Here is a 22,605-nt window from a genome sequence, read left to right on the forward strand (position 1 = left end):
CCACCGATGAACTGGATGATCCTGCCCTACCGCCGTTATGCCGAGTTTTCCGGTCGTTCGCGCCGCCGCGAATACTGGAGCTTCGCGCTGTTCTATTTCCTCGTCATGGTCGCCCTGAACATCGTGTTCGGCACCAACGAGGTGGAGCGCGGCAGTGGGGCTTTCGTCTACGGCACGCGGCTGGTCGGGGCGGGAAGCTGGGTTGGCAGCCTGTTCTGGTTGGTCAGCCTTGTTCCCGGCCTTGCCGTGTCGGTGCGCCGCCTGCACGATCAGGATCGCACCGGCTGGCTGCTGTTGCTTTGGATCATCCCGTTCCTTGGCTGGTTCGCGATATTGGTGTTGATGTGCCTCGAAGGCACGCGCGGTCCCAATCGCTTCGGCTCTGATCCAAAGAACCCGACGCCAGCGGACGTTTTTTCCTAAACCCGCAATACCGCGCCGTCGCGGACGCTCCACACTGAACTTTGCGCAGCGATATCGGCAAAGGGGGCCATCTCGGTCCCGGTCATCCACACTTGCGCGCCGCTCAGCGCCAGCCGCTCGAACAAGGCACCGCGCCGCACCGGATCGAGATGCGCGGCGATTTCGTCCAGCAACAACAGGCGCGGGCGCTCTCCCGCCGTCAGCCCGGCATGGCCCAGCACAATGGCGATCAGCATGGCTTTCTGTTCGCCGGTCGAACAATCCGCCGCCGGTGCGTTCTTTGCCGCCAGCGTGACAGCCAGATCATCGCGGTGCGGGCCGGTAAGCGAGCGCCCCGCCGCCCGATCCCGCCGCCGCCCATCGCGCAGCATCGCGCGCAAGGCATCCGCTTCCAGCGGCGCGTCGCTGGCATAGGCCAGCGCAGGGCGGGCAAAAGGCTGCTCCGGCACTGTTTCCAGCACGCGCCCCAGATCGGCCACCAGTGCCCCCCGCGCGGCTGCCATCGCCGCACCTGTTTCCGCCATCTGCGCCTCAATCCCATCCAGCCACAGCGGATCAGGCTCAGTGGGTTCTGACAGCAGCCGGTTGCGTTCGCGCAGCGCGGTTTCGTAGCGCGTGGCAGTGCGCGCGTGCCCCGGTTCACGCGCCAGCACCAGCCGGTCAAGGAACCGCCGCCGCGATCCTGCGCTTTCGGCAAAGATCCGGTCCATCGCAGGCGTCAGCCAGGTGATGGAAAGCCATTCGCCCAGCCGCGCTGCCGGGCCTTCTGCGCCGTTGATCCGCACCGCGCGGCGATTGGGGGTCTGCGCATCGGTGGACGTGCCGATCTGCACCGCGCCGTCTTCCATGTCTGCCGCAACGGCAAACCCGCCCGACCCATTGCGCCCCGCCATTTCCGCAGGCTGCGCGCGCCGAAGCCCGCGCCCCGGTGCCAGCAGGCTGATCGCCTCCAGAACATTGGTCTTTCCCGCGCCGTTTTCCCCCACCAGCACGTTGAATGCCTGCATCCCGTCAAGCCGCGTGGCAGCATGATTGCGAAAATCGCGCAGGGTCAGGCGGGTTAGGGACATCGTATGGCGGCGTTAGTGGGTTTTCGAGCGCTGCGCAAAGGCGCAGACCTTTGCAACTCCACTCTCGTCGCCCCGGACTTGATCCGGGGCTTGGCTTCTTCTTGCCGAGCATCCGTTTGACCGGAGCAGAAAGCCCAGCCCCGGATCAAGTCCGGGGCGACGTTGTTGAGAATCCAGCGGTAGCAGGTGGCCTGCTATCCCCGCTCGCTCAGCCCGTGCTTCTTCATGCAGTGCCGCAACTGGTCATACGTCAGCCCCAGTGCTTTCGCCGTCTGCCGCTGGTTATAGCGATTGCGGCCAAGGTGATGCTCAATGATTGCGCGTTCGTGCGCATCAACTGCCGCGCGCAGGTCTGCCACGCCATCGAGGTCTGCCGAGGGCGCTGCAATACGCACTGGTGCAGATGTCTCGCTCTCCGACGCATCCGCCGTCCGCATCGACGTTACCGGCTTCCACGGGCTCTCGAACGGATCGAATTGCACATGGCCGATGGCTTGCGTCCAGTCGTCCCAGCGATAGACCGCGCGTTCCACTACGTTGCGCAACTCGCGCACGTTGCCCGGCCAGAGGTAATCCTCCATCGCCTTTTGCACCGAAGCTGCGAAGCCCGGCCACGAATCCCAGTGAAGTTCCGCCGCCATGCGTCGTCCGAAGTAATCGGCCAGCACCGCTATATCGCCTTCGCGCACGCGCAGCGGGGGCAGGGTAATCACCTCGAAGCTCAGCCGGTCGAGCAGGTCGGGCCGGAATCGGCCTTGCTCTGCCAGTTTGGGCAGATCCTCGTTCGTCGCCGCCACGATGCGCACATCCACCCGCACCGGCTTGCTTGACCCGATGCGCGTGACCTCGCCATATTCCACCGCGCGCAGCAGCCTTTCCTGCGCGCCCATCGATAGCGTGCCCAGTTCGTCAAGGAACAGTGTGCCCTTGTCAGCCTCTTCGAAGCGCCCGGTGCGCGTGCGGGTGGCGCCGGTGAAGGCACCTGCTTCATGCCCGAACAGTTCGGCCTCGATCAGCGTTTCGGGCAGAGCGGCGCAGTTCATCGTCACCAGTGGTTCTGTCCAGCGCGATGACAGGCGGTGCAGGCGTTCTGCGATTAGTTCCTTGCCGGTCCCGCGTTCACCGATCACCAGCACAGGGCGGCGCATCGGCGCGGCGCGGCTGGCGCGTTCGACCGCATCAAGGAACGCGCCCGATTGCCCGATGAATTGAACTTCCCGATCCATTCCTCAGGATTAGCGCATTTTCCCAAGTCTCGGCAAGATTTCCCAACATTAAAGGTGGGTGACGTGGTGAAAGCGCCGAAAAATCGGCCTTTCCGCAGTTTGGCACGCGGCTTGCTAATCCATGAACAACCCGGAAATCACCGGTTCAACCCGCCGAAAGGTCATGAAAATGTACACCGCCCGCTTCTTCTCCACCCAGCTTGGTCGCGCCAGTCTCGCCAGCATCGGTGCGGTTGTGGTGATGTGCTGCTTCGCGCTCAGCCAGCAGGTCAGCCAGGTGCCGACCGTCGTGGCGTCGAGCGCGGCAATCACCGGTGAGCTTGCATGATGACCGACGAACTGTCCCCGATCCGTCCGCAGGGTAAAGAGGGTGGGCGCACCACCCGCCTTGATGTGGAACTGGATCTCCTTCGCGCTTCGGCCAACAACGCTTTTGGCCAGAGCAACGGTTCTTCAATCCGTCCTTCTTCTTTCAATGCCGGAGTAAACCTGATGGGCATCTTTTCGCGGACTCGCGATATCATTGCCGCCAATTTCAACGACTTGCTTGATAAGGCGGACGATCCTGCCAAGATGATCCGCATGATCATCATGGAGATGGAAGAGACGCTGGTCGAAGTCCGTGCTTCTGCCGCCCGCACCATTGCCGATCAGAAGGAAATGGGCCGTCACGTGGCAAAGCTGGAACGTCTTCAGGCCGATTGGTCGGAAAAGGCCCAGCTTGCGCTGTCGAAGGATCGTGAAGATCTGGCCCGCGCCGCTCTGGTCGAAAAAAAGAAGGCCGCCGACATGGGCGACCAGCTTCGCACCGAGATTACCGTCCTGGACGATGCGATGCGCGCCTACGAGCAGGACATCGAAAAGCTGCAGACTCGCCTGCGCGAAGCCCGCAGCCGCCAGACGGCCATTGCCGCTCGCCTCGAAAGCGCCGAAAACCGCGTTCGCCTGCGCACCCTGCTCGCCAGTGAGCGCGTGGACGAGGCGATGGCCCGCTTCGACCAGCTCGAACGCCGCGTCGACTATGCCGAGGGCCGCGCCGATGCGCTGAGCCTGGCCGATGGTTCGGGTAAGCCGGGCCTTGCCGACGAGATCGCCGCGCTCGCCGGGCAGGACAAGATCGACGAGGAACTCGAAGCGATGAAGCGCCAGCTTGGGAAGGAAGGCTAAGTCATGGAAGACGTTCTCGTTCCCATCGGCGTCGTCGGCATGTTGTTCGTCGGCCTGCCGTGGCTGATCCTCCACTACATCACCAAGTGGAAGACCGCGCCAACCCTCACCAGTGGCGATGAGGCCCTGCTGGAGGAGCTTTACCAGCTCGCCAAGCGGCTCGATGATCGCATGGACACCGTCGAGCGCCTTGTCGCTGCCGACAATCCGGAATTCAAACCGGCGCGCATCATGCACGACCGTGAAACCGACAATCAGAAACTGCGCGAACTTGACCGCATGTTCGCCGAACAGGGAAGGACCGTAAAGTGAGCAGCCCACGCACCCGCTTTTACCGCGACAAGGTCAACGGCAAGTTCATGGGCGTCTGTTCGGGGATTGCCGATTACACCGGCGTCGATGCCCTCTGGATCCGCCTCGGCTTCCTGATCCTCGCTTTCTCGATGGGCTGGCCCTTCTTCCTCTACTTCGCGCTCGGCATCCTTGCTTCCAAGAAGCCCGGTTACCTCTACAGCGACCGTGAGGAGCAGAAGTTCTGGCAGGGCGTCCGCCAGTCGCCCGCCCGCACTGCCCGCGAAGTGCGCGCCAGCTTCCGCGATATCGATCGCCGTCTGGCCGATGTGGAAAGCTTCTACGTCAACTCGAACCCGCGCCTTTCGGCCGAAATCGAGAAGCTGCGCTGAACTGCACCTAGCTGCACCTAGACGCATCTAACCCGTCCTGAGGGGGACTGACCGCCATGAACGCTGCCGAAATTGGGGTGTTAATCCCGATCATCGCGCTGTGCATTCCGATCGTGAAGACATGGACCAAGCACCGCGAAAAGATCGCTGAGATGCAGATCGCCGCCACCGCTGAACTGAGCGCCGAAAAGGCCGCCCAATACGCCCAGCACACCCGCGAACTTGAAGAGCGCGTCCGCGTCCTTGAGCGCATCGTCACCGACAAGGGTTTCGACACCGCCGCTCAGATCGAAGCGCTTCGCCGGGATAGTTCGGCGCTTGAAGACCGGAGGGTGTGATGGCTATCGAAGAAGTTTCAAAGCTCGTCGAACTGGCTCCTGTGATCGGCACGATTACCGTGGCAGGCGTGGCCGGATGGGTCATCATCACATGGATGCGCATTCGCCACGGATACCCGCTGGACGGGGCGTGGGGACAGGCGGTTTACCCGAAGACTTCCAGCGCCGAGCTTGAGCGGATCAAGCTGCTCAGCCAGGAAAACGCCCAGCTTCGCGCCGAACTCGGATCGGTCAAGGATCGGCTTGCCAATGTCGAGCGGATCGTGACGGACAGCGGCTTTGGCCTGACCCAGCAGATTGAGGCGCTTCGCCTTGAAGGTAGCGACAGGAGGCCCCAATGAACTGGGCCGGGCCGGAATTCGTCCTCGCCATCATCGCGATCTCGACCGGGGGCTGGGTGATCAACAACTGGATCCGCGCCCGTCACGGCTATGCGCTGGAAGACGAATGGGGCGGCAAGACCGACCGTGCCGACGATCAGGCGATGGCCAGGCTGCGTGATGAAAATGCCCTTTTGCGCCAGCAGCTTGATGCCACGCACCAGCGGCTGACCAATGTCGAGGCGATTGTCACCGACCGGGGCTTTGCCGTGGCCAACCAGATCGACGCCCTGCGTCATCAGGATGACAGGAGAGCGCAATGAGCGAAGACCTGATCTACGGCCTCGCCTTCATGCTGGTGGTCGTGCCGGTGATGTTGGGGGTGCTGTCCGACATGTACAAACGCCGTCTGGCTTTCCGCGAACGCGAACTGGAACTGCTGTCCAAGCAAACTGCTGAAAAGGCAGCGCAATATGCCGCGCAGGCCGAGCGGCTGGAACAGCGGGTGCGCGTGCTGGAACGCATCGCCACCGAAAACAACGCCGATCTGGCGCTGCGCATAGAGAACTTGCGCGATGCCAAGGTGAATTGAGGAATAATCACGATGTCATTCTGGAGTGCAATGGTTGCCATCGCTGCGATCATCGCTTTCGCCAATATCCGCATGAACCGCGACCGCAATCGGGGGAGCGGTGGATACGAGCGCGCCGATGCCGACGCTGCTTACACCGCAAGCCTCGAACGCGAAGTCGCAGACTTGCGCAAGAGGCTGGAAGTGCTGGAACGTATCGCCACCGATGAAGGCGAAACCCGCCGCCTATCGCGCGAAATCGAATCGCTGCGCGACAAGTAATTTCAATCGCAACAGGGAGTTGCTGACATGACTTCCGATTTTGTCTTAGCCTTCTCAGGCCTCACCGGTCTTGCCATGATTGCCCTTGCAGCCCTGCGCGGCTGGGACGGATGGCTGGCCTTGAAACGCCTTGAAATCGAACGCCATGAAACCGGCGATACCGCAAGCCTGATCGACCTTGCCGACATGCGCGAACGCCTGCGCAAGCTCGAAGCCATCGCCGCCGGGGTTGACCTGTGAGCGGGCGGACCGAAGGGGCCGCCAAGGCGGGCATAGGCCTTGGCTCGGCCATTGCGGTGGCGATATCGTGGAGCCTCAACAAGTCGATCATCTGGGCTGCCGTCCACGGCATCCTGTCGTGGCTCTATGTCATCTGGTATGCGCTGACGCGGCCGGGCGGGATTTCGGGCTAGCGGCAACCATCACAATGCCATGCTCCCCCGCCTTCGCGGGGACGCGGGAGGTTTGGTTGCAGGTGATGCGCACTGCCCATGCAGGCGGTGGACGCCAACCCAACCACCCGCTAGATGCGAATCATGCGCAAACTCGATGATATCCTTGAAGAGTACGAATTCCTTGATGGCGATGAACGCTATCGCCTGCTGATCGAACTGGGGCGCGAGCTGGAAGCCATGCCCGACGCGCTGAAAACCGATGCTACGCTGGTGCGCGGCTGTTCGGCCAGCGTCTGGGTCTATCCGACGCAGGGAGATGGCGGCACACTTCATTTTCTGGCTGACAGCAACGCCGCCATCACCAAGGGCATCGTCGCATTGGTGCTATCTGCGGTGCAGGATCGGCCTGCGCGTGAAGTGGCCGAAACCGACATTGCCGAAGCGCTGGCCCCGTTCGATCTGAAGAAGCAACTGTCCTCGAACCGCACCCAGGGCGTGCCGAACATGATCGCGCTGGTGCGTGAACATGCGGCACGCCTTGCCGCTGCGGCCTGAGCCGGGATTTGCGTCGTCACCTCTATCTGGCAGGCGGCATAGCGAGTGTGGCGCTGGGTACAATCGGCGCTTTCCTGCCACTCCTGCCGACGGTGCCGTTTCTGTTGCTGGCGGCCTTCTGCTTTGCCCGGTCAAACCCGGCGTGGGAGCAGCGCCTGCTCGATCACCCGCGCTATGGCCCGCCTTTGCGTGAATGGCGCGAACGACGGGCGATTTCGCGAAAAGGAAAAGTGGCGGCGCTGGGGGCAATGGCTTTTGGCGTGGTTTTGACGGCGGTGACGGCAGGCTGGCCGTGGGTGCTGATCCCGGCGGGCGTGATGGGCGTTACCGGCACATGGATATGGACTCGCGCCGAATAGCTGCGAACTGCCGATAAGAAATGTTCCTTATTTGTTCTTTTTCTGGTAGAGTCCGCAAAGACTTGAACGGAACGGATTCGCCCCATGATTTCCCTAACCATTGGCCCTGCTGAGGACTGGATGTCTTGGGTTGTCAGCCTGATCGGCGCGCTGGCATGGCCGCTGGCAGCGCTGGTGATCGCGCTGGTGTTCCGCCGCCCGCTGCTGACCCTGCTGGCGCGGCTGGATGAACTGAGCTGGGGCGACAAGGCGGCGCGCTTTGCCCACAAACTGGACCGGCTGGAATCCGAAGCCCCACCCGCGCTGGCCGAGCCGGACGGTCCGGAAATAGCCCTGACCGGCGATCACGGCCGCTTCATCAAGCTGCTCGACCTCTCGCCCAATGCCGCCGTGCTTGATTCATGGTCGCGCGTGGAAGAGGCGCTGCAGGGCCTTGCCTTGGCCCACGCCCTTGCCAGCACCGACGCCGCAAAAGCCAGCCGCGCCCTCCAGCAACGCGGCGTCCTGCCCGCCCGCACCGTCGGCATGATCGGCGAAATGCGCGCGCTTCGCAACGCCGCCGCGCACAATCAGGACATCTCGGTGTCCGACGCTTTGCGGTTCAGGAACTTGGCGAAGGGGGTGCTGAATGAGATCAGGTTGGCTTGATTTGCCCGATTGCTTTCAGCGCTACTTGCGGCTCTAAACCGTTGAAGTGCGTCGGTCGCCAATGCGGCCTTTTTTAAACAATATCTTCGACAAGGGCAGGCAATGGGCAAACGTATTTCTACTATGCTTGTTTTGGCGCTGCTTGCCGGTTGCAGTGAAAAGCCAGCGGAATCTGCCGCAGAAGAAGTCATTTCGCAAATCGAACCGTCGCAGGGCGATGGGGACGCGCCTCAGAACAAATTTGGTTTTGCCGAGGCTTTGGAACAACCACAGGCATCAGACTTGTTCGGCGGAGATGCACCTCGGGCCCGAACAATGGCGGCAACCCTGACTGTAGAAAAACCAGCAGAAGCGTCGTCAGCCGTTCAACCACCACCCACCGCATCCCAACCCCAAATCGCTTATTCCTATGGCTTTGGATTTCAAATCAGCGGCGACAAGGTTGCTCAGCTGCAGCGGGCACATACCGCAATCTGTGAGGGGATGACGCCAAAATGCCGGGTGATGCGGACTTCGCAAGCCAGCAGTGATGGAATTGATGCATATGGCGAAGTCGAACTTCAGGTTGCTGCGACTGAGGCGGGGGAGTTTGAAAAGGCACTATCAAAGCCTGCCACTGAACTCGGCGGGGAATTGGTATCGTCCGTTCGTGACGGCGAGGACCTTTCGGACACTATCATCGACACTGAAGCGCGGCTTCAATCACGCCTTGTGTTGCGCGATAAGCTTACCGAAATCTTGAAGAACAATCGCGGCGGGGTCGAGGAGCTGATTGCGGCTGAAAAGGCCATTGCTGACGTGAATGAGGAAGTCGATGAATCGCGTTCCAAATTGCAGCAATATCGTGGCCGAATCCGCTTCAGTGAAGTTAAAATCCAATATCAGCCCTATTTTGGGGATTCTCAGCTTGGGTTCGGACGGCCAATCCTGACAGCGCTAAGATCAACGAAGACAACGATTGGCGTTTCCATCGCTGCAATCATCTATGCAGTCGCGGCTTTGCTTCCTATTGTGCTGTTGACCCTTGCTTTGCGCTGGGTATTGCATCGTTTCGGTATGCGTCTCCGTTTCTGGAAAAAACGACCGCAAGACAAAGAAGCTGTGCAAATTGCTAACGCAGCCTAACCCTCCACCGCCTCCCGTAACACCGCAATCCCGCGCTCCCGCTGCACGCGAAGTTCTTTCTTCAACACCACCGGATCGCGCGCGAAGATAAACCCGAAGCTCACCCCGCCTTCCTTGCCGATTGTCGCGTGGTGCAGTTTGTGGGCCTGCACCAGTCGCTTGGCATAGCCGCGTTTGGGCACCCAGCGGAACCAGCGCTGGTGGACTAGGCCGTCGTGGACCAGTGTGTAGATTGCGCCGTATGCCATCACGCCGAGGCCGATGAAGGTGGCGGGCCACCATGCCTCTGCGCCCAGCACCAGCGGGCTGCCGAGGATGAAGAAGCTGATCGATATGGCCGCGCCGACCACGGCATAGAGGTCGTTCTTTTCAAAGAATCCATCGTGCGGTTCGTGGTGATCACGGTGCCAGCCCCAGCCGAAGCCGTGCATGATGTACTTGTGGCTGGACCACGCCACGAATTCCATGACCAGCACGGTGGCGATCACGATGAGCAAGGCAGTGAAGGTCTGCATGGGCGCTCCATACACCGCGCAAATGCTCTCCGCGACACATTCTTACACTTTGCCCGAAAGGCGCGACGGGTTGTTTTTCTGGCGTTCAGGCGACTGGCGGCAAATTGGCTTCACAGACAAGTGAGGAGAAATCCAATGCGCAAGACCATTATCGCCGCCGCCCTTTCGACGATGCTCGCGGCAGGCTTCGCCGGAACCGCATCGGCCCACGTCGGCAACCGCGACAACGATCGCTATCCGGGCGGCAACCGTGCGGAAGCCTCGTATCTGACGCCTGCTCGCAATGCCGATATCCGCCGCGATATCTATGCACTTGATGCCCGGATCGACCGTGCCCGCGCCAACCGCGTGATTTCGCATCAGGAAGCGCTGGGCCTGCGCCGCGACGTTCGCGACATTCAGCAGACCTACACGCGCTATGCCAACCGTGGTCTGACGGTGACGGAACACCGTACGCTGGAACGCCGCGTTGCCGCCGTCAATTCGCGCCTCCACTTGGAAAAGCGTGATCGTGATGGCCGCCGATACTGATCCGACAGAGGAAAATAACCACATGGCGTAACAAAATTACGCCGGAGACGGTGATGGCCCGCCCTTTCCTGCTTGAATTGCAGGGAGGGCGGGCCTAACCGCGTCAACCTATGACACAGAATCCGCGCACACTTTACCAGAAGATCTGGGACGCCCACGTTGTCGAACAGCGCGATGATGGCACCGCGCTCATCTATATCGACCGGCATCTCGTTCACGAAGTGACCAGCCCGCAGGCCTTTGAGGCATTGCGTGCGGCGGGCCGCAAGGTGCGCCGCCCCGATCTGACGCTGGCGGTGCCCGATCACAACCTGCCCACCACCGCGCGTCGCACCGCCGATGGCGCGCGCGTGCCGATTGCCGACTTCGAATCCGCGCAGCAGCTCGAAGCGCTGGAGCGCAATGCGCCCGCGTTCGGCATCCGTTACATCGGGGATGCCGATGCGGAGCAGGGCATTGTCCACGTTGTGGGGCCTGAGCAGGGCTTTTCGCTGCCGGGCGCGACCATCGTGTGCGGTGACAGCCACACCGCCTGCCACGGCGGGCTGGGCGCGCTGGCCTTCGGCATCGGCACCAGCGAGGTTGAGCATGTTCTCGCCACGCAGACGCTGCTGCTCAAGCAGTCCAAGAGCATGGAAGTGCGCGTCGAAGGCACGCTGCTGCCGGGCGTGACGGCCAAGGACGTGGTGCTGCACATCACCGGCGTGCTGGGCGCGGCGGGCGGCACCGGTTCGGTCATCGAATATACGGGGCAGGTGATCCGCGATCTGTCCATCGAGGGCCGTCTGACCATATCGAACATGGCGATCGAACATGGCGCGCGCGCAGGCCTTTGCGCGCCGGATGAAAAGACGTTCGCCTACCTCAAGGGCCGTCCCTATGCGCCGAAGGGTGCCGATTGGGACAAGGCGATGGCATGGTGGACCAGCCTCGCCACCGATGCGGGCGCGACATACGACAAGGTTGTGGTGATCGACGCCAAGGATATCGCGCCATCGGTCACGTGGGGCACCAGCCCTGAAGACGTGCTGCCGATTTCGGGCGTGGTGCCCGCGCCGGAATCGTTTGCCGATCCGTCGAAGCAGGAAGCCGCCAAGGCCAGCCTCGCTTACATGGGCCTCACGCCGGGGCAGCGCATGGAGGACGTGGAGGTGCAGAACATCTTCATCGGTTCGTGCACCAACAGCCGCATCGAAGACATGCGCGCTGCCGCCGCCGTGCTGAAAGGCCGCAAGAAGGCGGACAACGTGAAGTGGGCCATCGTCGTGCCCGGATCAGGCCTTGTGAAGAAGCAGGCCGAGGACGAGGGGCTGGACAAGATATTTACCGAGGCCGGTTTCGAATGGCGCGAGCCGGGCTGCTCGGCTTGCCTCGGCATGAACCCGGACAAGGTGCCTGCGGGCGAACGCTGCGCATCGACCTCCAACCGCAACTTCGTCGGCCGCCAAGGGCCGGGTGCGCGCACGCACCTCGTTAGCCCGGCGATGGCTGCTGCGGCGGCGGTGACCGGGCGGTTGACTGACGTGCGCAAGCTGATCGGCTAAGATGGCTGGGTTGCCGACAGCCGCGCTCCAGTTGGCAGGGTTCCTGATGGCCCATGCCTTCTGGTCGGCATCGGACCTGCCGCCGGGGGGCACCTATCAGCCGCAATCGCTGTGTATGCGCGGCGATGGTAGCCGCCAGTTGCAAAGCTTCGATGGCGCAACGCCCAAGGAGCAGGACGACAAGGCGCGCGCCTTTATCACCGGGGGCGCGGCGCAGTGGCCCGATTGCGCCATTGCCCGACAGGTGAAAGTCGGCACGCCCGCCGGCGATGTCGATGCCTTGGTCATCGATGTGGTGCAGAACGGCGGCAACGTGCTGACCGTGGTGCAGGCCTTCCGCCCCGCTGCGCAAGGGTTTCGTCTGCTGGGCGATGAACTGGTGATGGGTGATGGCGGCCCGCTCCCGCCGCTGCCTGCAGCCCAAGCTGCTGCGGCCATGCGCGAAGGCGCGATCGATCATCCCGGCTTAGGTGAAAAATGGCAGGAATGGGAAGCTGGGCGCGACCGCGTAAGCCCGCTGGTGCAGCGCTAGATTTACAAGCCGCATTTGCGTCCCTAGCCTCTGCTACAAAGAGGAGGGACTGCGGATGGACGTGATCAAGGGCGTGCGTGTGCCGGAGCGGCTCTATCGCGGCGTGCTGTGGCTGGTTTCCATCGTCTTTGCAGGCTTCATCATCGGTCTTGGCAATCTGGTGATTGGCGATCTGCCTATGGTGGAGAGTCAGGTCTATACCGCGCCGCCAGAGGACACACCGCAAGTCCGCCAGATCCGCGCCGAGGTGCGCAAGATCGAGGTGCAGCGCACGGCCATCGACGACAAGCTGGGCATTCAGCGGCTGCAACTGGAACAGGCGCAGCGCTTGTCGGGCAATGCCGAAGAGACGTTCCGCGCGTGGATCGCGGCGCGTACAGCCACGACCAATCCGCAACAAGATCCCGAAGTCATTAGCCGCACGCGCGAACTGGAGCAGTTGAAGGGCAACGAGCGCGCGATCCAGCAGGCGATTGCCGACCTTGAAAACCAGCGTACCCCGCTCGACCAGCGCGAGAGTGAACTTCGCATGCGGCAGAATGCCCTGATCGACGCCGCAATTCCTGCGCAGGAACGCGCGATGTTCTGGCAGGAACTGCGCGTGTTCGGGCTGCGCTTGGCTATTACCTTGCCCATGCTGGGCGTCGCCGCATGGATGGTGATGAAGAAGCGCAAGAGCGATCACTGGCCGCTCATGCGCGGTTTCGTGCTTGCGGCGGTGTTCGTTTTCTTCGTCGAACTGGTGCCCTATCTGCCCAGCTACGGCGGCTATATCCGCTATATCGTGGGCATCGCTCTGACGTTTGCGGCGGGGCATTTCCTTGTGAAGAACATGCGCGCCTATTTGGCGCAGCGTCAGGAAGTGGAAAAGCAGGCCGAACAGGAACGCCGCGCAAGACTCAGTCATGACGAGGCTTTCAAGAAGATGTCGGCCAAGGTCTGCCCCGGTTGCGACCGGCCGATTTCCACGACCGGCGATGCCGAAGCCAATTTCTGCGTCCATTGCGGCATGACGCTTTTCGATCACTGCCACGCCTGCAACACGCGCAAGATGGCATTTTTCCGCTTCTGCATGACCTGTGGCAAGCCTGCCAAGGACGAGAAGGCGAAGGACGACGCGACGCTTGCGCCTGCATGACCGAGCGCAAGGCGTCCTTTGCGCCAATTGTCGATAGAGATACCCGCGTCCTGATCCTTGGTAGCCTGCCGGGCGAGGCGAGCCTTGTCGCTGCGCAATACTATGCGCACCCGCGCAACCAGTTCTGGCGGCTGGTCGGCGCGGTGATCGGTGTGGATATCGCTGCGCTGGACTATGACGCCCGGCTGGCGAGGTTGCGCGAGCATGGCATCGGGCTGTGGGATGCCATCGGTTCTGCCACCCGCTCCGGCAGTCTGGATACCGCGATCCGCGATGTGGAACCCAACGCGCTGGACATGCTCTTGGCCTCGCTTCCGGCTCTGCGTTGCGTGGCGTTCAACGGTGCAAAATCGGCCAGCATCGGTGCGCGGCAACTGGCGGGGGCAGGGGACTTTGCTCTGCTGCGCCTGCCATCCAGCAGTCCGGCCCACGCAGCCCTGGCGTTTGACGCCAAGCTGGCAGAATGGACGAACCTGCGGAAATTCCTGCGCTGATCCTTGCATTTGTGTGACATGCGGCCAATCTTGGTCTTGCAATTCAAGGAGTTTCCAAGCGTGACCAAGAAGACGGACTGGACCGGCAAGGCAGCAATGGCGGGCGCGGCGATCGGCTCGGCAGCGCTGGCAGCGGCCCTGCTCTATGCCTCGCGCCGCAAGGAACGCGCGGAAAAGACCGAACCGAAGGTTCCGCCTGCCGAAACGCCTGAAACCGATTGACTGCTTCCAACCCTACCCAATACCAAATTCGTCATTCCCGCGCAGGCGGGAATCCAGCTTCAACGGTTGTCGACTGGATTCCCGCCTGCGCGGGAATGACGAGCGTATGGGCATTGTGACCATTGCATCGCCGACGCGCCAAGCTATAGCGCCTGCATGGAACCGGTGAAGCAGATCGAAGGACGGGCGATCCCGTTCGGCCGCAAGAACGTCGATACGGACGTGATCATCCCTGCCAAATGGCTCAAGACGATTACCCGTCAGGGCTTGGGCAAGGGCGCATTCGAAGCCCTGCGCGAAGATCCGGACAATATCTTCGACAGTGCCGAGTTCGCCGGCTCCCCGATCCTGATCGCGGGTGACAACTTCGGCTGCGGTTCCAGCCGCGAACACGCCGCCTGGGCGCTGGGCGACATGGGCGTAAAGGCCGTGATCGCGCCTTCGTTTTCCGATATCTTTTCGGGCAATGCCTTCAAGAACGGCATCCTGACCGTCGTGCTGCCGCAGGAAGCCATCGACCGTCTGATGGAAGTCGCGCAGACCGATCCGGTGTTCATCGATCTGGAAGCGCAGACCGTGACCACGCCGTTTCAGGACCGCTTCCAGTTTGAAATCGATCCGTTCCGCAAGCACTGCCTGACAAACGGCCTTGACGAAGTCGGCCTGACGATGGCCCGCGGCGATGCGATTTCAGCGCACGAAGCCAGAATGCGCGAAGGTCTGCCGTTCCTTGCCAAGGGCACGGATGCCGTAGCGGCGGCTTAATCGTTCGCTTAAGGGGGCTTCCCAAGCCTCTGAAAACTTGCTTCCTTTGGCACTTCGGGCGGATCGATTCCGCTAAGGCATTGGGAGAAGTTGAATGAAGGCTCTGCGCACCCACGCGGCAGGCGGTCCTGAAACGCTGGTCATGGACGATCTGCCCGATCCCGTGCCGGGCAAGGGCGAAGTCCTCGTGCGCGTTCACGCCTGCTCGATCAATTTCCCCGATACGCTGATGATCCGCGATCTGTACCAGTTCAAACCGGAGCGGCCCTATGCCCCCGGCAGCGAACTGGCGGGGACGATTGAGGCGCTGGGCGAAGGCGTTAGTGGGTGGAACGTGGGTGACCGCGTGATCGCCATGATCGGCAACGGCGGCCTTGCCGAAAAGATCGTGGCCCCGATCAGCCGCCTGTTTGCGCTGCCAGATGGCGTCGATTTCGCTACCGGCGCATCGCTGCTGATGACCTATGGCACCACCATCCACGGGTTGAAGGATCGCGGCCATATCAAGGCGGGCGAAGCCGTTCTGGTGCTGGGTGCAGCAGGTGGCGTCGGCCTTTCGGCGGTGGAACTGGCCAAGGCGTTCGGTGCGCGCGTGATTGCTGCGGTTTCCAGCGAGGAAAAGGCCGCTGTCGCGCGCGAAGCCGGGGCGGATGACGTGGTGATCTATGGCCGTCCGCCGTTCGACAAGGCGCAATCCAAAGCCTTGGCCGAACAGTTCAAGGCCGCTTGTGGCCCGAACGGTGCCGATATCGTCTATGATATCGTTGGCGGCGACTATTCAGAACCCGCCCTGCGTGCCATCGCGTGGGAAGGCCGCTTCCTCGTGGTAGGCTTCCCTGCGGGCATCGCCAAGCTACCGCTCAACCTTACGCTGCTGAAATCGTGTGACGTTTGCGGCGTGTTCTGGGGCGCATGGACGGCGCGCGAACCGGCAGCATTCAAGGCCGAGGTCGAAGAACTGTTCGCACTGCTCAAAGCCGGAAAGATCAACCCCCGCGTGTCGCAACGCTTTTCGCTGGACGAGGGACGCGAAGCGATTGCTCTGCTGGAAAACCGGCAGGCGATGGGCAAGGTTGTGGTCGAGATGATCGGGTGACGCGACCGAGGCCGAGCGCCCCCGCGCAGGCGTGGGCCTCAGTCGGTTTCCGTTGCACCAACTGTATAAACCGGCAGCCCTAGGCGCCAGTAAATCGCCGCGCCGCGCAGGCCAAACCCCGCCAGCGCGGCCACCGGCCAGACAATGGCGTTCGCCAGCCCCAGCGCAGCCCCTCCGGCGCAGAGGACCGATGATAGCGCGCCTGCCGTCACGTAAAGCTCTGGCCGCATCAGGATCGAAGGCCTGCCTGCCAGCACGTCGCGAATGATCCCGCCAACGCACCCCGTAATCACGCCCATCAGCACCGCAGGAACGTGCGGCACGCCGAATGCCAGCGCTTTGGCCGTGCCCAGCACCGCATAGGCCCCAAGCCCTGCGGCGTCAGCCCATTCCAACACGGGCCTGTCCCACCAGCGATGCGGGGTGAACCATGCCACCAGCGCCACGCCGAGGCACACGGGCGCCACCCACGGATCACGCACCCAGAACACTGGCGCGCCGATCAGCAGATCGCGCACCGATCCCCCACCCACGCCGGTAACCAGCGCGAAGAACGCCATCGTCACGAAGGTTTGCCGCAATTGCCCGGCAAGCAGCGCGCCCGAAAGGGCGAACACGGCAATGCCGGCAAGATCGAGCAGGCCAATCAGTGGCGCGATTTCGGCAGTGGGAACAGAGATAGGCATCCGGCAAGGCTTACCGCCTCGGCGCGGGCAGCGCTAGCGCGAGAGGCTGGCCATCACCTGCACAGTATCGCTATCACTGCGAGAAAGCCGCACGTCATAAGTTCCGGGTTGAAGCGCAAAGCCCACGATCTTGCGGATGCCCGCACAGGCAGGGCCGTGGCCGTGACTGGTCGAAGTCAGAACTACGCCATCCTTTGCCACATCAATCCACGCCGCACTGCCCAGCGCGAATTCATAGGTGCCGGGCGCGGTCACCGTGATGCTGCCGCCGCCCTTATGCTTGCCTTTGCCATCGGGCGTCAGGCCGATCTGCGCGGGCGTGCCAAGCGTCAGCGTGCCGTCGGCAGCGCGCGGCGCGCCTTGCGGCCATAGCGCATCGCTGGGTGAGGGCGGGCATTCCGGCGCGGATTGAGCATAGGCGGGTGTGGTAAACTGGCACAACAGCGCCAGTGCAGCGGTTCGAATGGCGATCATAATCTATATACTGGCAGATATAGCATGCCTGTCCAGCACCTTTATCCGTGCTGCAATGCCGCCATTCGCATCGCGGGCAAAAGCGCGCGCTGACGGTAGAACAGCGCCATGTCATTGCCGCAATGCCCCATGATCACGCCGCTTTGCTGGTCGATCTGCACTTCGGCATACCAGCGCGTGTTCGATCCGTTGTGCCAGAGGCTGCCGTCTGCTCCAGCGAACCAGCCCAAAGCCATGTCGCTGCCGAACTGCGGGGTGTGCAACAGCTTCCAGCTTTGCGGGCGAAGCAGGCCCGCGCGGTCACGATGCGCGCGCAACCATGCCGCCAGATCGGCAATGCTCATATGCAACCCGCCGGCCGGCGCCATCGCGGCCGGATTGTCGGCGAATACGGGCTTGCCCTGATCATGCCCCCACGGTTGGTCGAAGCTGTCTGCTGAACCGGGCGGGCCGAACCCTGCGCTGGAAAGCCTCAGCGGTTCCAGCACTTCGCGCCGCAGCAGCGCTTCCCACGGCATGCCGGTCTTTTCCTCCAGCATCCGCGCGGCCAGCACATAGCCTGCGTTGGAGTAGATCATGCGGCGGTGCGGCTTGGCCTCAGGCATCATCGCCAGCGCAAGTTTGGCAAAGCGGCGGCGGCTTTCGCGCGCATCGGCTTCGCGCTGCGGCATCGCAAACAGCTCACCCAGCGGAATGTCCTTGGGCAATCCCGAATGGTGGCTGAGCAGCTCTATCGCGGTCAGCGCGCGATAGCGGCGCGGCACCTTTGGCAAAACGCTGCCCAGCGGCGTGTCCCACGCTATCGCGCCTGCTTCCACCGCGCGGGCAAACAGCGTGGCGGTGAACGATTTGGTGATCGAGCCGATGTGCCATTTGTCGGGCGGCGTCACCGGTTCAGGATGCCCGGCGGCGCGCAGACCATCGGCAAGGAACGCTGGCGGGGCCGAACCGCTCTGCCAGAACGCGGCCATGCCGGGGGTGCCGACCGCGCTGCGGATGGCCGCGAGCGACTGAGGCGACATGGGCACAGCCAGCCATTCGTCCAGCGCTATCTCCCGCCGCTGTGCCGCGATCCGGCGCGGCAGCAAACCGCCCGCCGCCAGCGCGCCAACAACAATACGGCGGGTCAAACGCATCGGCGCGGTTATGCGCCGATCAGCGCTTCCAGCTTGCCCTTCAACGCCTGAATACGCTCAGCCGCTTCGGTGAAAGTCTTCACGTCTTCGCGGTTGTTGTTGCCGCGTGCTTCCTTGGTCGCTTCGACATAGCCTTCCATGTCGGCTTCCAGCGCATCGATCAGGATTTCAACTTCGTCTTCGGTCAGGTTCAGCTTGATGGCCATTGTGGCGCTCCTTCGATTCAAAGGTTGCGGTTACCGCCGCGTGCGGCGAGGCACAAACAAAAGGTGCGTGATCTTCAAGCCTTCCTGGCGAAGAAGATCACATGTTCCAGCGGCACCTTGCCCGGCTTTGGCGCTTCGCCGGCATCGACATCCACGACTTCGACTGCAAAACCGGTCTTTTCCAGCAAGGCGACAAAGGCCTTGTCCTTGAAGGCGGACCAAACGGCCAGAATGCCGCCGGGGCGCAGCGCCCGGGATGCCGCCTGCAGCCCGCTTTCGGAATAGAGCCAGTCGTTCACGCTGCGGGTCAGGCCTTCGGGGCCATTGTCCACGTCGAGCAGTATGGCGTCGTATCCACCACACGCCGCATCTATCAGCATGGCCACATCATCGTGAACAAGTTGCACGCGCGGATCGTCGAGGCATCCGGCGGTGAGGCGCTCCATCGGCCCGCGCGCCCATGCAACGATTTCTGGCACGATCTCCGCCACGGCCACGCCCGCGCTACTATCGAGCACGGCAAGCGCCGCGCGCAAGGTGAAGCCTAGGCCATATCCGCCGATCAGCAATTGCGGTGCAGCGCGCTTGCCAAGGCGGGCACAGGTCATTTCTGCCAGCGCCACTTCGGAAGCGCAGACGTCGGTGCTCATCAACTCGTTGCGGTCGAGCAGAATGACGAAATCCTCGCCATTACGCACCAACCTCAGACGCGCGCCATTGGGCACGCGGGCAGTATCGAGCAATTCATCGCCTTCTTCCAGTTCCCACATCGGGGGTGGAATAGCGGCATTTGGAGAGGTTTGTGCGGAGTGCTGGACCAGCGTTGCGTCGGCCAAAATCTACTTCTTCCGCGCCTTGCGGGCGGCATAGCGGGCATCGCGCAAGGCTTTGCGCTGCGCGTCTAGCTCTTCCTGGCTGGGCGGGGGCGGCACATTGGCCTTTTCGGCAGCGATGCGTGCTTTTTCAGCCTTTTCCTCTTCACGGCGCCGCTGTGCGACGGCACGCTTTTCGGCCTCAGCCTTTTCCTTGGCTTCGGCGCGCGCAATGCGCTCTGCCAGCACCGCCGGATCGACGGGCGCCTTCGCCTTTGCTTTCAGCGCCTCGATCGCCTTAGCGCGCGCTTCGGCCGAAGCGTTGCGACGGTCGCCGAGACCGGGTTCTTTGTATCCTGCCATGATATTCGTCTGCTTTCTTAATTTAGCTTGGCCGCTAGCAGCGTGGGCCAAGGATGTCACGCCGCAACGGCCCAGTGGTTCCCGGCAAAAAAACGAAAAGGGCCGCCCTTCACGGACGGCCCCCTTCAATCGGTCGATGCCGGGCGATCACATATGGATCGGCTTGCCCGTCACCGCCATCGCGGCTTCCTTCAGCGCTTCCGAATGAGTCGGGTGCGCGTGGCAGGTGTAGGCGATGTCTTCACTCGTCGCGCCGAATTCCATTGCCTGCGCGGCCTGTGCGATCATCGTGCCGGCAACGCTGGCGATGCACCACACGCCCAGCACGCGGTCGGTCTTGGCGTCGGAGATGACCTTCACGAAACCGTCCGGTTCGTGGTTGGTCTTGGCGCGGCTGTTCGCCATCATCGGGAACTTGCCGACCTTGATCTCGCCGCGTTCCTTGGCGGCTTCTTCGGTCAGCCCCACGCCCGCGAATTCCGGCATGGTGTAGACCACGCCCGGAATGATGTCGTGGTTCACGATGCCGGTCAGGCCAGCGATGTTCTCGGCCACGGCAATGCCTTCGTCCTCGGCCTTGTGCGCCAGCATCGGGCCGGGGATTACGTCACCGATGGCCCACACGCCGTCGACCTTGGTGGCAAAGTTGTGGTCAGTTTCGATCTGCCCGCGCGCGTTCAGCTCCAGCCCGATCTTGTCGAGGCCAAGACCGTCCACATTCGGACGGCGGCCAATCGCCACCAGCACACAATCGGCTTCGATGGTCGCTGCATCGCCACCCTTTGAAGGTTCGACGGTAAGAGTGGCTTTGCCGCCGTCGACCGCAACGCCGGTAACCTTCGTCGAAAGCTTCAGGTCCATGCCCTGCTTCTTGAAGATCTTGGCGGCTTCCTTGCGCACGTCGCCGTCCATGCCGGGCAGCAACTGGTCGAGGAATTCCACGACCGTCACCTTCGCCCCCAGACGACGCCAGACCGAACCCAGTTCCAGCCCGATCACGCCGCCGCCGATCACCACAAGATGATCCGGCACCTTCTTGAGGCTCAGCGCACCGGTGCTGTCCACGATCACGCCTGCGTCGTTGTCGACGGTCACGCCCGGCAGCGGGGTGACGCTCGAACCCGTGGCGATCACGATGTTCTTGGCAGAAACCTTCTGCCCCGCCACGGTCACCGTGTGCGCGTCTTCGAAGTTGGCGTAACCTTTCAGCCAGGTCACCTTGTTCTTCTTGAACAGGAACTCGATGCCCTGCGTCAGACCCTTCACCGAATCCGATTTCTGCGCGAGCATCGCGTCGAGATCGAGTTCGATCTTGCCGGTCTTGATGCCGTAACCCGCAAAAGTGCCGTTCACCGCTTCGTCGAACTTTTCCGACCCGTGCAGTAGTGCCTTCGAAGGAATGCAACCCACGTTCAGGCAGGTTCCGCCCAGCGTTTCGCGCCCTTCGGCACAGGCCGTCTTGAGGCCCAGTTGCGCCGCACGGATCGCCGCGACATAGCCGCCCGGACCGGCACCGATGACAAGGACATCGTAATCGTATTCAGCCATTTTCGGCCTCCGTTGCGCGACCATGCTTCGACAAGCTCGGCATGAGCGGCTTTGGATTCAAGTCACAAGCACAACACCCGCTCATCCTGAGCCTGTCGAAGGATGCTGCACAACATCAAAATCAAAGGTCGATCAGCAACCGCGTCGGATCTTCGATCGCTTCCTTGATGGTCTTGAGTGCCGTCACGGCCTCGCGTCCGTCAATGATACGGTGGTCGTAAGACAGCGCGATGTACATCATCGGGCGCACCACGATCTCGCCATTGCGGACGACCGGGCGGTCTTCGATACGGTGCAGGCCGAGCACGGCCGACTGCGGCGGGTTGATGATCGGAGTGGACATAAGCCCGCCGAACACACCGCCGTTTGAGATGGTGAACGTGCCGCCTGCCATGTCGGCCATCGTCAGCGTGCCATCGCGCGCGGCCTTGCCGTAGTTCGCGATGGATTTTTCGATGTCGGCAAAGCTCATCTTGTCGACATCGCGGACCACCGGCACGACCAGCCCGTTCGGGGCCGAGACGGCGACAGAGATGTCCACGTAGTCGAAGTAGACGATCTCATCGCCCTGGATCTGCGCGTTGACCGAAGGGATATCCTTCAGCGCCAGAACCGATGCCTTGGCGAAGAACGACATGAAGCCCAGCTTCACGCCGTGCTTCTTTTCGAACACGTCCTTGTACTTGTTGCGCGCTTCCATCACCGCGCTCATGTCCACGTCATTGAACGTGGTGAGCAAGGCGGCGGTTTCCTGCGCGCTCTTCAGGCGCTTGGCGATGGTCTGGCGCAGGCGCGTCATCTTCACGCGCTCTTCGTTGCGACCCGCAGCAGGGGCGGACGCGGCAGGCGCAGCAGCAGGAGCCGAAACCGCAGCGGCAGGCGATGCCTGCTTGGCGGCAGCGGCAGCCATCACGTCTTCCTTGGTCAGACGGCCGTCCTTGCCGGTGCCCTTCACGGTCGAAGGATCGATGCCGTATTCCAGAACCGCCCGGCGCACGGCAGGCGAAAGGGCGGCAGCTTCGCCCGAAGGTGCAGGAGCAGGCGCTTCCGAAGCCGAAGCAGGCGCAACCGGCGCTTCGGTGCGCGGGGCAGGGGCCTGTGCGCCCGCAGCCGCCACGCTGTCCTCAATCAGCGCGAGCAGCGCGCCGACCGAAACCGTATCGCCCTCGTTCGCCACCAGCGCGCCCAGCACGCCCGCGGCAGGTGCCGGCACTTCGACCGCAACCTTGTCGGTCTCGAGGCTGACAATTGGCTCGTCCAGCGCCACGGCTTCGCCGGGCTTCTTCAGCCACTGGCCAACGGTTGCTTCACTGACGCTTTCACCCAGCGTCGGAACCTTTACTTCAATCGACATAATTCATGTTCCTCGGGGAGAAGGAAA

Annotated in this window: 35 protein-coding genes; 24 read left to right on the forward strand and 11 right to left on the reverse strand. The window is 62.5% G+C overall.

The window, feature by feature from the left end; genetic code table 11:
* The first annotated feature begins 6 nt into the window (after positions 1 to 6).
* Positions 7 to 423, forward strand: a complete 417-nt coding sequence (locus HGI47_RS09980; RefSeq protein WP_168852631.1) for a DUF805 domain-containing protein — start codon at positions 7 to 9, stop codon at positions 421 to 423.
* Here HGI47_RS09980 and recF read toward each other — a convergent pair.
* Both recF and pspF read right to left on the reverse strand, forming a co-directional pair.
* Complete coding sequence (gene recF / locus HGI47_RS09985) at positions 420 to 1,493, reverse strand: DNA replication/repair protein RecF (protein ID WP_168852632.1); 1,074 nt, start codon at positions 1,491 to 1,493, stop codon at positions 420 to 422. The two genes, HGI47_RS09980 and recF, sit on opposite strands and share 4 nt — an antisense overlap.
* A gap of 194 nt (positions 1,494 to 1,687) precedes the next feature.
* Positions 1,688 to 2,719 (reverse strand): phage shock protein operon transcriptional activator, encoded by a 1,032-nt coding sequence (gene pspF / locus HGI47_RS09990; RefSeq protein WP_168852633.1) that lies wholly within the window; start codon positions 2,717 to 2,719, stop codon positions 1,688 to 1,690.
* 121 nt (positions 2,720 to 2,840) lie between these two features.
* Between pspF and HGI47_RS09995 the strand changes: the two genes are divergently transcribed.
* The 15 genes from HGI47_RS09995 (at position 2,841) to HGI47_RS10065 (ending at position 9,162) form a co-directional block, all read left to right on the forward strand.
* Positions 2,841 to 3,047: a hypothetical protein gene (locus tag HGI47_RS09995; protein WP_168852634.1), complete on the forward strand. Its 207-nt coding sequence runs from the start codon at positions 2,841 to 2,843 to the stop codon at positions 3,045 to 3,047.
* A complete protein-coding gene (gene pspA / locus HGI47_RS10000; RefSeq protein WP_168852635.1) occupies positions 3,047 to 3,886 on the forward strand; it encodes a phage shock protein PspA in 840 nt (279 codons plus the stop codon). The genes HGI47_RS09995 and pspA overlap by 1 nt, the downstream gene beginning before the upstream one ends.
* A gap of 3 nt (positions 3,887 to 3,889) precedes the next feature.
* Positions 3,890 to 4,198 (forward strand): envelope stress response membrane protein PspB, encoded by a 309-nt coding sequence (gene pspB, locus HGI47_RS10005; RefSeq protein ID WP_168852636.1) that lies wholly within the window; start codon positions 3,890 to 3,892, stop codon positions 4,196 to 4,198.
* Positions 4,195 to 4,569 (forward strand): envelope stress response membrane protein PspC, encoded by a 375-nt coding sequence (pspC, locus tag HGI47_RS10010; protein WP_168852637.1) that lies wholly within the window; start codon positions 4,195 to 4,197, stop codon positions 4,567 to 4,569. Before pspB ends, pspC begins: the two co-directional genes overlap by 4 nt.
* A 56-nt stretch (positions 4,570 to 4,625) precedes the next feature.
* Complete coding sequence (locus HGI47_RS10015; protein ID WP_168852638.1) at positions 4,626 to 4,907, forward strand: hypothetical protein; 282 nt, start codon at positions 4,626 to 4,628, stop codon at positions 4,905 to 4,907.
* Positions 4,907 to 5,248: a hypothetical protein gene (locus HGI47_RS10020; RefSeq protein WP_168852639.1), complete on the forward strand. Its 342-nt coding sequence runs from the start codon at positions 4,907 to 4,909 to the stop codon at positions 5,246 to 5,248. The genes HGI47_RS10015 and HGI47_RS10020 overlap by 1 nt, the downstream gene beginning before the upstream one ends.
* The gene (locus tag HGI47_RS10025; RefSeq protein ID WP_168852640.1) at positions 5,245 to 5,550 is read left to right on the forward strand and encodes a hypothetical protein; all 306 of its coding nucleotides are present in this window, start codon (positions 5,245 to 5,247) and stop codon (positions 5,548 to 5,550) included. The genes HGI47_RS10020 and HGI47_RS10025 overlap by 4 nt, the downstream gene beginning before the upstream one ends.
* The gene (locus tag HGI47_RS10030) at positions 5,547 to 5,819 is read left to right on the forward strand and encodes a hypothetical protein (protein ID WP_168852641.1); all 273 of its coding nucleotides are present in this window, start codon (positions 5,547 to 5,549) and stop codon (positions 5,817 to 5,819) included. The genes HGI47_RS10025 and HGI47_RS10030 overlap by 4 nt, the downstream gene beginning before the upstream one ends.
* A 12-nt stretch (positions 5,820 to 5,831) precedes the next feature.
* A complete protein-coding gene (locus HGI47_RS10035; protein ID WP_168852642.1) occupies positions 5,832 to 6,080 on the forward strand; it encodes a hypothetical protein in 249 nt (82 codons plus the stop codon).
* A 27-nt stretch (positions 6,081 to 6,107) separates the two neighbouring features.
* Positions 6,108 to 6,320, forward strand: coding sequence for a hypothetical protein (locus HGI47_RS10040; RefSeq protein WP_168852643.1), 213 nt, complete (start codon positions 6,108 to 6,110; stop codon positions 6,318 to 6,320).
* Positions 6,317 to 6,493, forward strand: a complete 177-nt coding sequence (locus HGI47_RS10045) for a hypothetical protein (RefSeq protein ID WP_168852644.1) — start codon at positions 6,317 to 6,319, stop codon at positions 6,491 to 6,493. The genes HGI47_RS10040 and HGI47_RS10045 overlap by 4 nt, the downstream gene beginning before the upstream one ends.
* A gap of 123 nt (positions 6,494 to 6,616) precedes the next feature.
* Positions 6,617 to 7,030, forward strand: coding sequence for a SufE family protein (locus tag HGI47_RS10050; RefSeq protein WP_168852645.1), 414 nt, complete (start codon positions 6,617 to 6,619; stop codon positions 7,028 to 7,030).
* 8 nt (positions 7,031 to 7,038) lie between these two features.
* Positions 7,039 to 7,389 (forward strand): YbaN family protein, encoded by a 351-nt coding sequence (locus HGI47_RS10055; RefSeq protein ID WP_168852646.1) that lies wholly within the window; start codon positions 7,039 to 7,041, stop codon positions 7,387 to 7,389.
* An 84-nt stretch (positions 7,390 to 7,473) separates the two neighbouring features.
* The gene (locus HGI47_RS10060; RefSeq protein WP_168852647.1) at positions 7,474 to 8,037 is read left to right on the forward strand and encodes a DUF4145 domain-containing protein; all 564 of its coding nucleotides are present in this window, start codon (positions 7,474 to 7,476) and stop codon (positions 8,035 to 8,037) included.
* Between the two features lie 102 nt (positions 8,038 to 8,139).
* The gene (locus HGI47_RS10065; protein ID WP_168852648.1) at positions 8,140 to 9,162 is read left to right on the forward strand and encodes a DUF4349 domain-containing protein; all 1,023 of its coding nucleotides are present in this window, start codon (positions 8,140 to 8,142) and stop codon (positions 9,160 to 9,162) included.
* Here HGI47_RS10065 and HGI47_RS10070 read toward each other — a convergent pair.
* Entirely contained in the window at positions 9,159 to 9,677 is a 519-nt protein-coding gene (locus HGI47_RS10070; protein WP_168852649.1) for a sterol desaturase family protein, read from the reverse strand. The two genes, HGI47_RS10065 and HGI47_RS10070, sit on opposite strands and share 4 nt — an antisense overlap.
* 135 nt (positions 9,678 to 9,812) lie before the next feature.
* Between HGI47_RS10070 and HGI47_RS10075 the strand changes: the two genes are divergently transcribed.
* The 8 genes from HGI47_RS10075 to HGI47_RS10110 all read left to right on the forward strand — a co-directional run bounded on the left by HGI47_RS10075 (position 9,813) and on the right by HGI47_RS10110 (position 15,999).
* Positions 9,813 to 10,208 carry a hypothetical protein gene (locus HGI47_RS10075; RefSeq protein WP_168852650.1) on the forward strand — a complete coding sequence of 132 codons (396 nt, stop codon included), beginning with the start codon at positions 9,813 to 9,815 and terminating at the stop codon, positions 10,206 to 10,208.
* A gap of 110 nt (positions 10,209 to 10,318) precedes the next feature.
* The gene (leuC, locus tag HGI47_RS10080) at positions 10,319 to 11,752 is read left to right on the forward strand and encodes a 3-isopropylmalate dehydratase large subunit (RefSeq protein ID WP_168852651.1); all 1,434 of its coding nucleotides are present in this window, start codon (positions 10,319 to 10,321) and stop codon (positions 11,750 to 11,752) included.
* A 1-nt stretch (position 11,753) separates the two neighbouring features.
* Positions 11,754 to 12,284 (forward strand): hypothetical protein, encoded by a 531-nt coding sequence (locus HGI47_RS10085; protein WP_206066114.1) that lies wholly within the window; start codon positions 11,754 to 11,756, stop codon positions 12,282 to 12,284.
* 55 nt (positions 12,285 to 12,339) lie between these two features.
* Entirely contained in the window at positions 12,340 to 13,422 is a 1,083-nt protein-coding gene (locus tag HGI47_RS10090) for a zinc ribbon domain-containing protein (protein WP_206066115.1), read from the forward strand.
* Complete coding sequence (locus HGI47_RS10095; protein ID WP_168852653.1) at positions 13,419 to 13,916, forward strand: DNA-deoxyinosine glycosylase; 498 nt, start codon at positions 13,419 to 13,421, stop codon at positions 13,914 to 13,916. Before HGI47_RS10090 ends, HGI47_RS10095 begins: the two co-directional genes overlap by 4 nt.
* Before the next feature lie 60 nt (positions 13,917 to 13,976).
* Positions 13,977 to 14,138, forward strand: a complete 162-nt coding sequence (locus HGI47_RS10100) for an LPXTG cell wall anchor domain-containing protein (RefSeq protein WP_206066139.1) — start codon at positions 13,977 to 13,979, stop codon at positions 14,136 to 14,138.
* Positions 14,139 to 14,294: 156 nt separating this feature from the next.
* Positions 14,295 to 14,903 carry a 3-isopropylmalate dehydratase small subunit gene (leuD, locus tag HGI47_RS10105; RefSeq protein WP_168852655.1) on the forward strand — a complete coding sequence of 203 codons (609 nt, stop codon included), beginning with the start codon at positions 14,295 to 14,297 and terminating at the stop codon, positions 14,901 to 14,903.
* A 94-nt stretch (positions 14,904 to 14,997) separates the two neighbouring features.
* The gene (locus HGI47_RS10110; RefSeq protein ID WP_168852656.1) at positions 14,998 to 15,999 is read left to right on the forward strand and encodes an NADPH:quinone oxidoreductase family protein; all 1,002 of its coding nucleotides are present in this window, start codon (positions 14,998 to 15,000) and stop codon (positions 15,997 to 15,999) included.
* Positions 16,000 to 16,037: 38 nt separating this feature from the next.
* On the opposite strand, the gene HGI47_RS10115 is transcribed toward HGI47_RS10110, so the two are convergent.
* The 8 genes from HGI47_RS10115 to odhB form a co-directional block, all read right to left on the reverse strand.
* Complete coding sequence (locus HGI47_RS10115; protein ID WP_168852657.1) at positions 16,038 to 16,685, reverse strand: trimeric intracellular cation channel family protein; 648 nt, start codon at positions 16,683 to 16,685, stop codon at positions 16,038 to 16,040.
* Positions 16,686 to 16,718: 33 nt separating this feature from the next.
* Positions 16,719 to 17,159, reverse strand: a complete 441-nt coding sequence (locus HGI47_RS10120) for a homogentisate 1,2-dioxygenase (protein WP_168852658.1) — start codon at positions 17,157 to 17,159, stop codon at positions 16,719 to 16,721.
* Positions 17,160 to 17,200: 41 nt separating this feature from the next.
* A complete protein-coding gene (locus HGI47_RS10125) occupies positions 17,201 to 18,295 on the reverse strand; it encodes a serine hydrolase (protein WP_206066116.1) in 1,095 nt (364 codons plus the stop codon).
* A gap of 8 nt (positions 18,296 to 18,303) precedes the next feature.
* Positions 18,304 to 18,501: a hypothetical protein gene (locus HGI47_RS10130; protein ID WP_168852660.1), complete on the reverse strand. Its 198-nt coding sequence runs from the start codon at positions 18,499 to 18,501 to the stop codon at positions 18,304 to 18,306.
* A gap of 74 nt (positions 18,502 to 18,575) precedes the next feature.
* A complete protein-coding gene (locus tag HGI47_RS10135; protein WP_168852661.1) occupies positions 18,576 to 19,271 on the reverse strand; it encodes a spermidine synthase in 696 nt (231 codons plus the stop codon).
* Positions 19,272 to 19,340: 69 nt separating this feature from the next.
* Positions 19,341 to 19,676 (reverse strand): DUF6481 family protein, encoded by a 336-nt coding sequence (locus HGI47_RS10140; RefSeq protein ID WP_168852662.1) that lies wholly within the window; start codon positions 19,674 to 19,676, stop codon positions 19,341 to 19,343.
* A gap of 147 nt (positions 19,677 to 19,823) precedes the next feature.
* Positions 19,824 to 21,224 (reverse strand): dihydrolipoyl dehydrogenase, encoded by a 1,401-nt coding sequence (gene lpdA / locus HGI47_RS10145; protein WP_168852663.1) that lies wholly within the window; start codon positions 21,222 to 21,224, stop codon positions 19,824 to 19,826.
* A 121-nt stretch (positions 21,225 to 21,345) separates the two neighbouring features.
* A complete protein-coding gene (gene odhB / locus HGI47_RS10150; RefSeq protein WP_168852664.1) occupies positions 21,346 to 22,578 on the reverse strand; it encodes a 2-oxoglutarate dehydrogenase complex dihydrolipoyllysine-residue succinyltransferase in 1,233 nt (410 codons plus the stop codon).
* Positions 22,579 to 22,605 lie beyond the last annotated feature (27 nt).

This window comes from Novosphingobium sp. ERN07 (genome assembly GCF_012641335.1).
Classification (GTDB): domain Bacteria; phylum Pseudomonadota; class Alphaproteobacteria; order Sphingomonadales; family Sphingomonadaceae; genus Novosphingobium.

Coding starts and splice junctions, on each gene's coding strand:
- HGI47_RS09995 (WP_168852634.1), top strand. CDS start 2,841: ATGAACAACCCGGAAATCACCGGTTCAACCCGCCGAAAGGTCATGAAA.
- HGI47_RS10070 (WP_168852649.1), bottom strand. CDS start 9,677: ATGCAGACCTTCACTGCCTTGCTCATCGTGATCGCCACCGTGCTGGTC.
- HGI47_RS10115 (WP_168852657.1), bottom strand. CDS start 16,685: ATGCCTATCTCTGTTCCCACTGCCGAAATCGCGCCACTGATTGGCCTG.
- HGI47_RS10025 (WP_168852640.1), top strand. CDS start 5,245: ATGAACTGGGCCGGGCCGGAATTCGTCCTCGCCATCATCGCGATCTCG.
- recF (WP_168852632.1), bottom strand. CDS start 1,493: ATGTCCCTAACCCGCCTGACCCTGCGCGATTTTCGCAATCATGCTGCC.
- HGI47_RS10110 (WP_168852656.1), top strand. CDS start 14,998: ATGAAGGCTCTGCGCACCCACGCGGCAGGCGGTCCTGAAACGCTGGTC.
- HGI47_RS10140 (WP_168852662.1), bottom strand. CDS start 19,676: ATGGCAGGATACAAAGAACCCGGTCTCGGCGACCGTCGCAACGCTTCG.
- HGI47_RS10085 (WP_206066114.1), top strand. CDS start 11,754: ATGGCTGGGTTGCCGACAGCCGCGCTCCAGTTGGCAGGGTTCCTGATG.
- pspA (WP_168852635.1), top strand. CDS start 3,047: ATGACCGACGAACTGTCCCCGATCCGTCCGCAGGGTAAAGAGGGTGGG.
- HGI47_RS10035 (WP_168852642.1), top strand. CDS start 5,832: ATGTCATTCTGGAGTGCAATGGTTGCCATCGCTGCGATCATCGCTTTC.
- HGI47_RS10050 (WP_168852645.1), top strand. CDS start 6,617: ATGCGCAAACTCGATGATATCCTTGAAGAGTACGAATTCCTTGATGGC.
- HGI47_RS10030 (WP_168852641.1), top strand. CDS start 5,547: ATGAGCGAAGACCTGATCTACGGCCTCGCCTTCATGCTGGTGGTCGTG.
- HGI47_RS10060 (WP_168852647.1), top strand. CDS start 7,474: ATGATTTCCCTAACCATTGGCCCTGCTGAGGACTGGATGTCTTGGGTT.
- leuC (WP_168852651.1), top strand. CDS start 10,319: ATGACACAGAATCCGCGCACACTTTACCAGAAGATCTGGGACGCCCAC.
- HGI47_RS10075 (WP_168852650.1), top strand. CDS start 9,813: ATGCGCAAGACCATTATCGCCGCCGCCCTTTCGACGATGCTCGCGGCA.
- lpdA (WP_168852663.1), bottom strand. CDS start 21,224: ATGGCTGAATACGATTACGATGTCCTTGTCATCGGTGCCGGTCCGGGC.
- HGI47_RS09980 (WP_168852631.1), top strand. CDS start 7: ATGAACTGGATGATCCTGCCCTACCGCCGTTATGCCGAGTTTTCCGGT.
- HGI47_RS10015 (WP_168852638.1), top strand. CDS start 4,626: ATGAACGCTGCCGAAATTGGGGTGTTAATCCCGATCATCGCGCTGTGC.
- HGI47_RS10125 (WP_206066116.1), bottom strand. CDS start 18,295: ATGCGTTTGACCCGCCGTATTGTTGTTGGCGCGCTGGCGGCGGGCGGT.
- odhB (WP_168852664.1), bottom strand. CDS start 22,578: ATGTCGATTGAAGTAAAGGTTCCGACGCTGGGTGAAAGCGTCAGTGAA.
- leuD (WP_168852655.1), top strand. CDS start 14,295: ATGGAACCGGTGAAGCAGATCGAAGGACGGGCGATCCCGTTCGGCCGC.
- HGI47_RS10130 (WP_168852660.1), bottom strand. CDS start 18,501: ATGGCCATCAAGCTGAACCTGACCGAAGACGAAGTTGAAATCCTGATC.
- HGI47_RS10065 (WP_168852648.1), top strand. CDS start 8,140: ATGGGCAAACGTATTTCTACTATGCTTGTTTTGGCGCTGCTTGCCGGT.
- HGI47_RS10020 (WP_168852639.1), top strand. CDS start 4,907: ATGGCTATCGAAGAAGTTTCAAAGCTCGTCGAACTGGCTCCTGTGATC.
- pspB (WP_168852636.1), top strand. CDS start 3,890: ATGGAAGACGTTCTCGTTCCCATCGGCGTCGTCGGCATGTTGTTCGTC.
- HGI47_RS10090 (WP_206066115.1), top strand. CDS start 12,340: ATGGACGTGATCAAGGGCGTGCGTGTGCCGGAGCGGCTCTATCGCGGC.
- HGI47_RS10135 (WP_168852661.1), bottom strand. CDS start 19,271: ATGTGGGAACTGGAAGAAGGCGATGAATTGCTCGATACTGCCCGCGTG.
- HGI47_RS10095 (WP_168852653.1), top strand. CDS start 13,419: ATGACCGAGCGCAAGGCGTCCTTTGCGCCAATTGTCGATAGAGATACC.
- HGI47_RS10040 (WP_168852643.1), top strand. CDS start 6,108: ATGACTTCCGATTTTGTCTTAGCCTTCTCAGGCCTCACCGGTCTTGCC.
- pspF (WP_168852633.1), bottom strand. CDS start 2,719: ATGGATCGGGAAGTTCAATTCATCGGGCAATCGGGCGCGTTCCTTGAT.
- HGI47_RS10120 (WP_168852658.1), bottom strand. CDS start 17,159: ATGATCGCCATTCGAACCGCTGCACTGGCGCTGTTGTGCCAGTTTACC.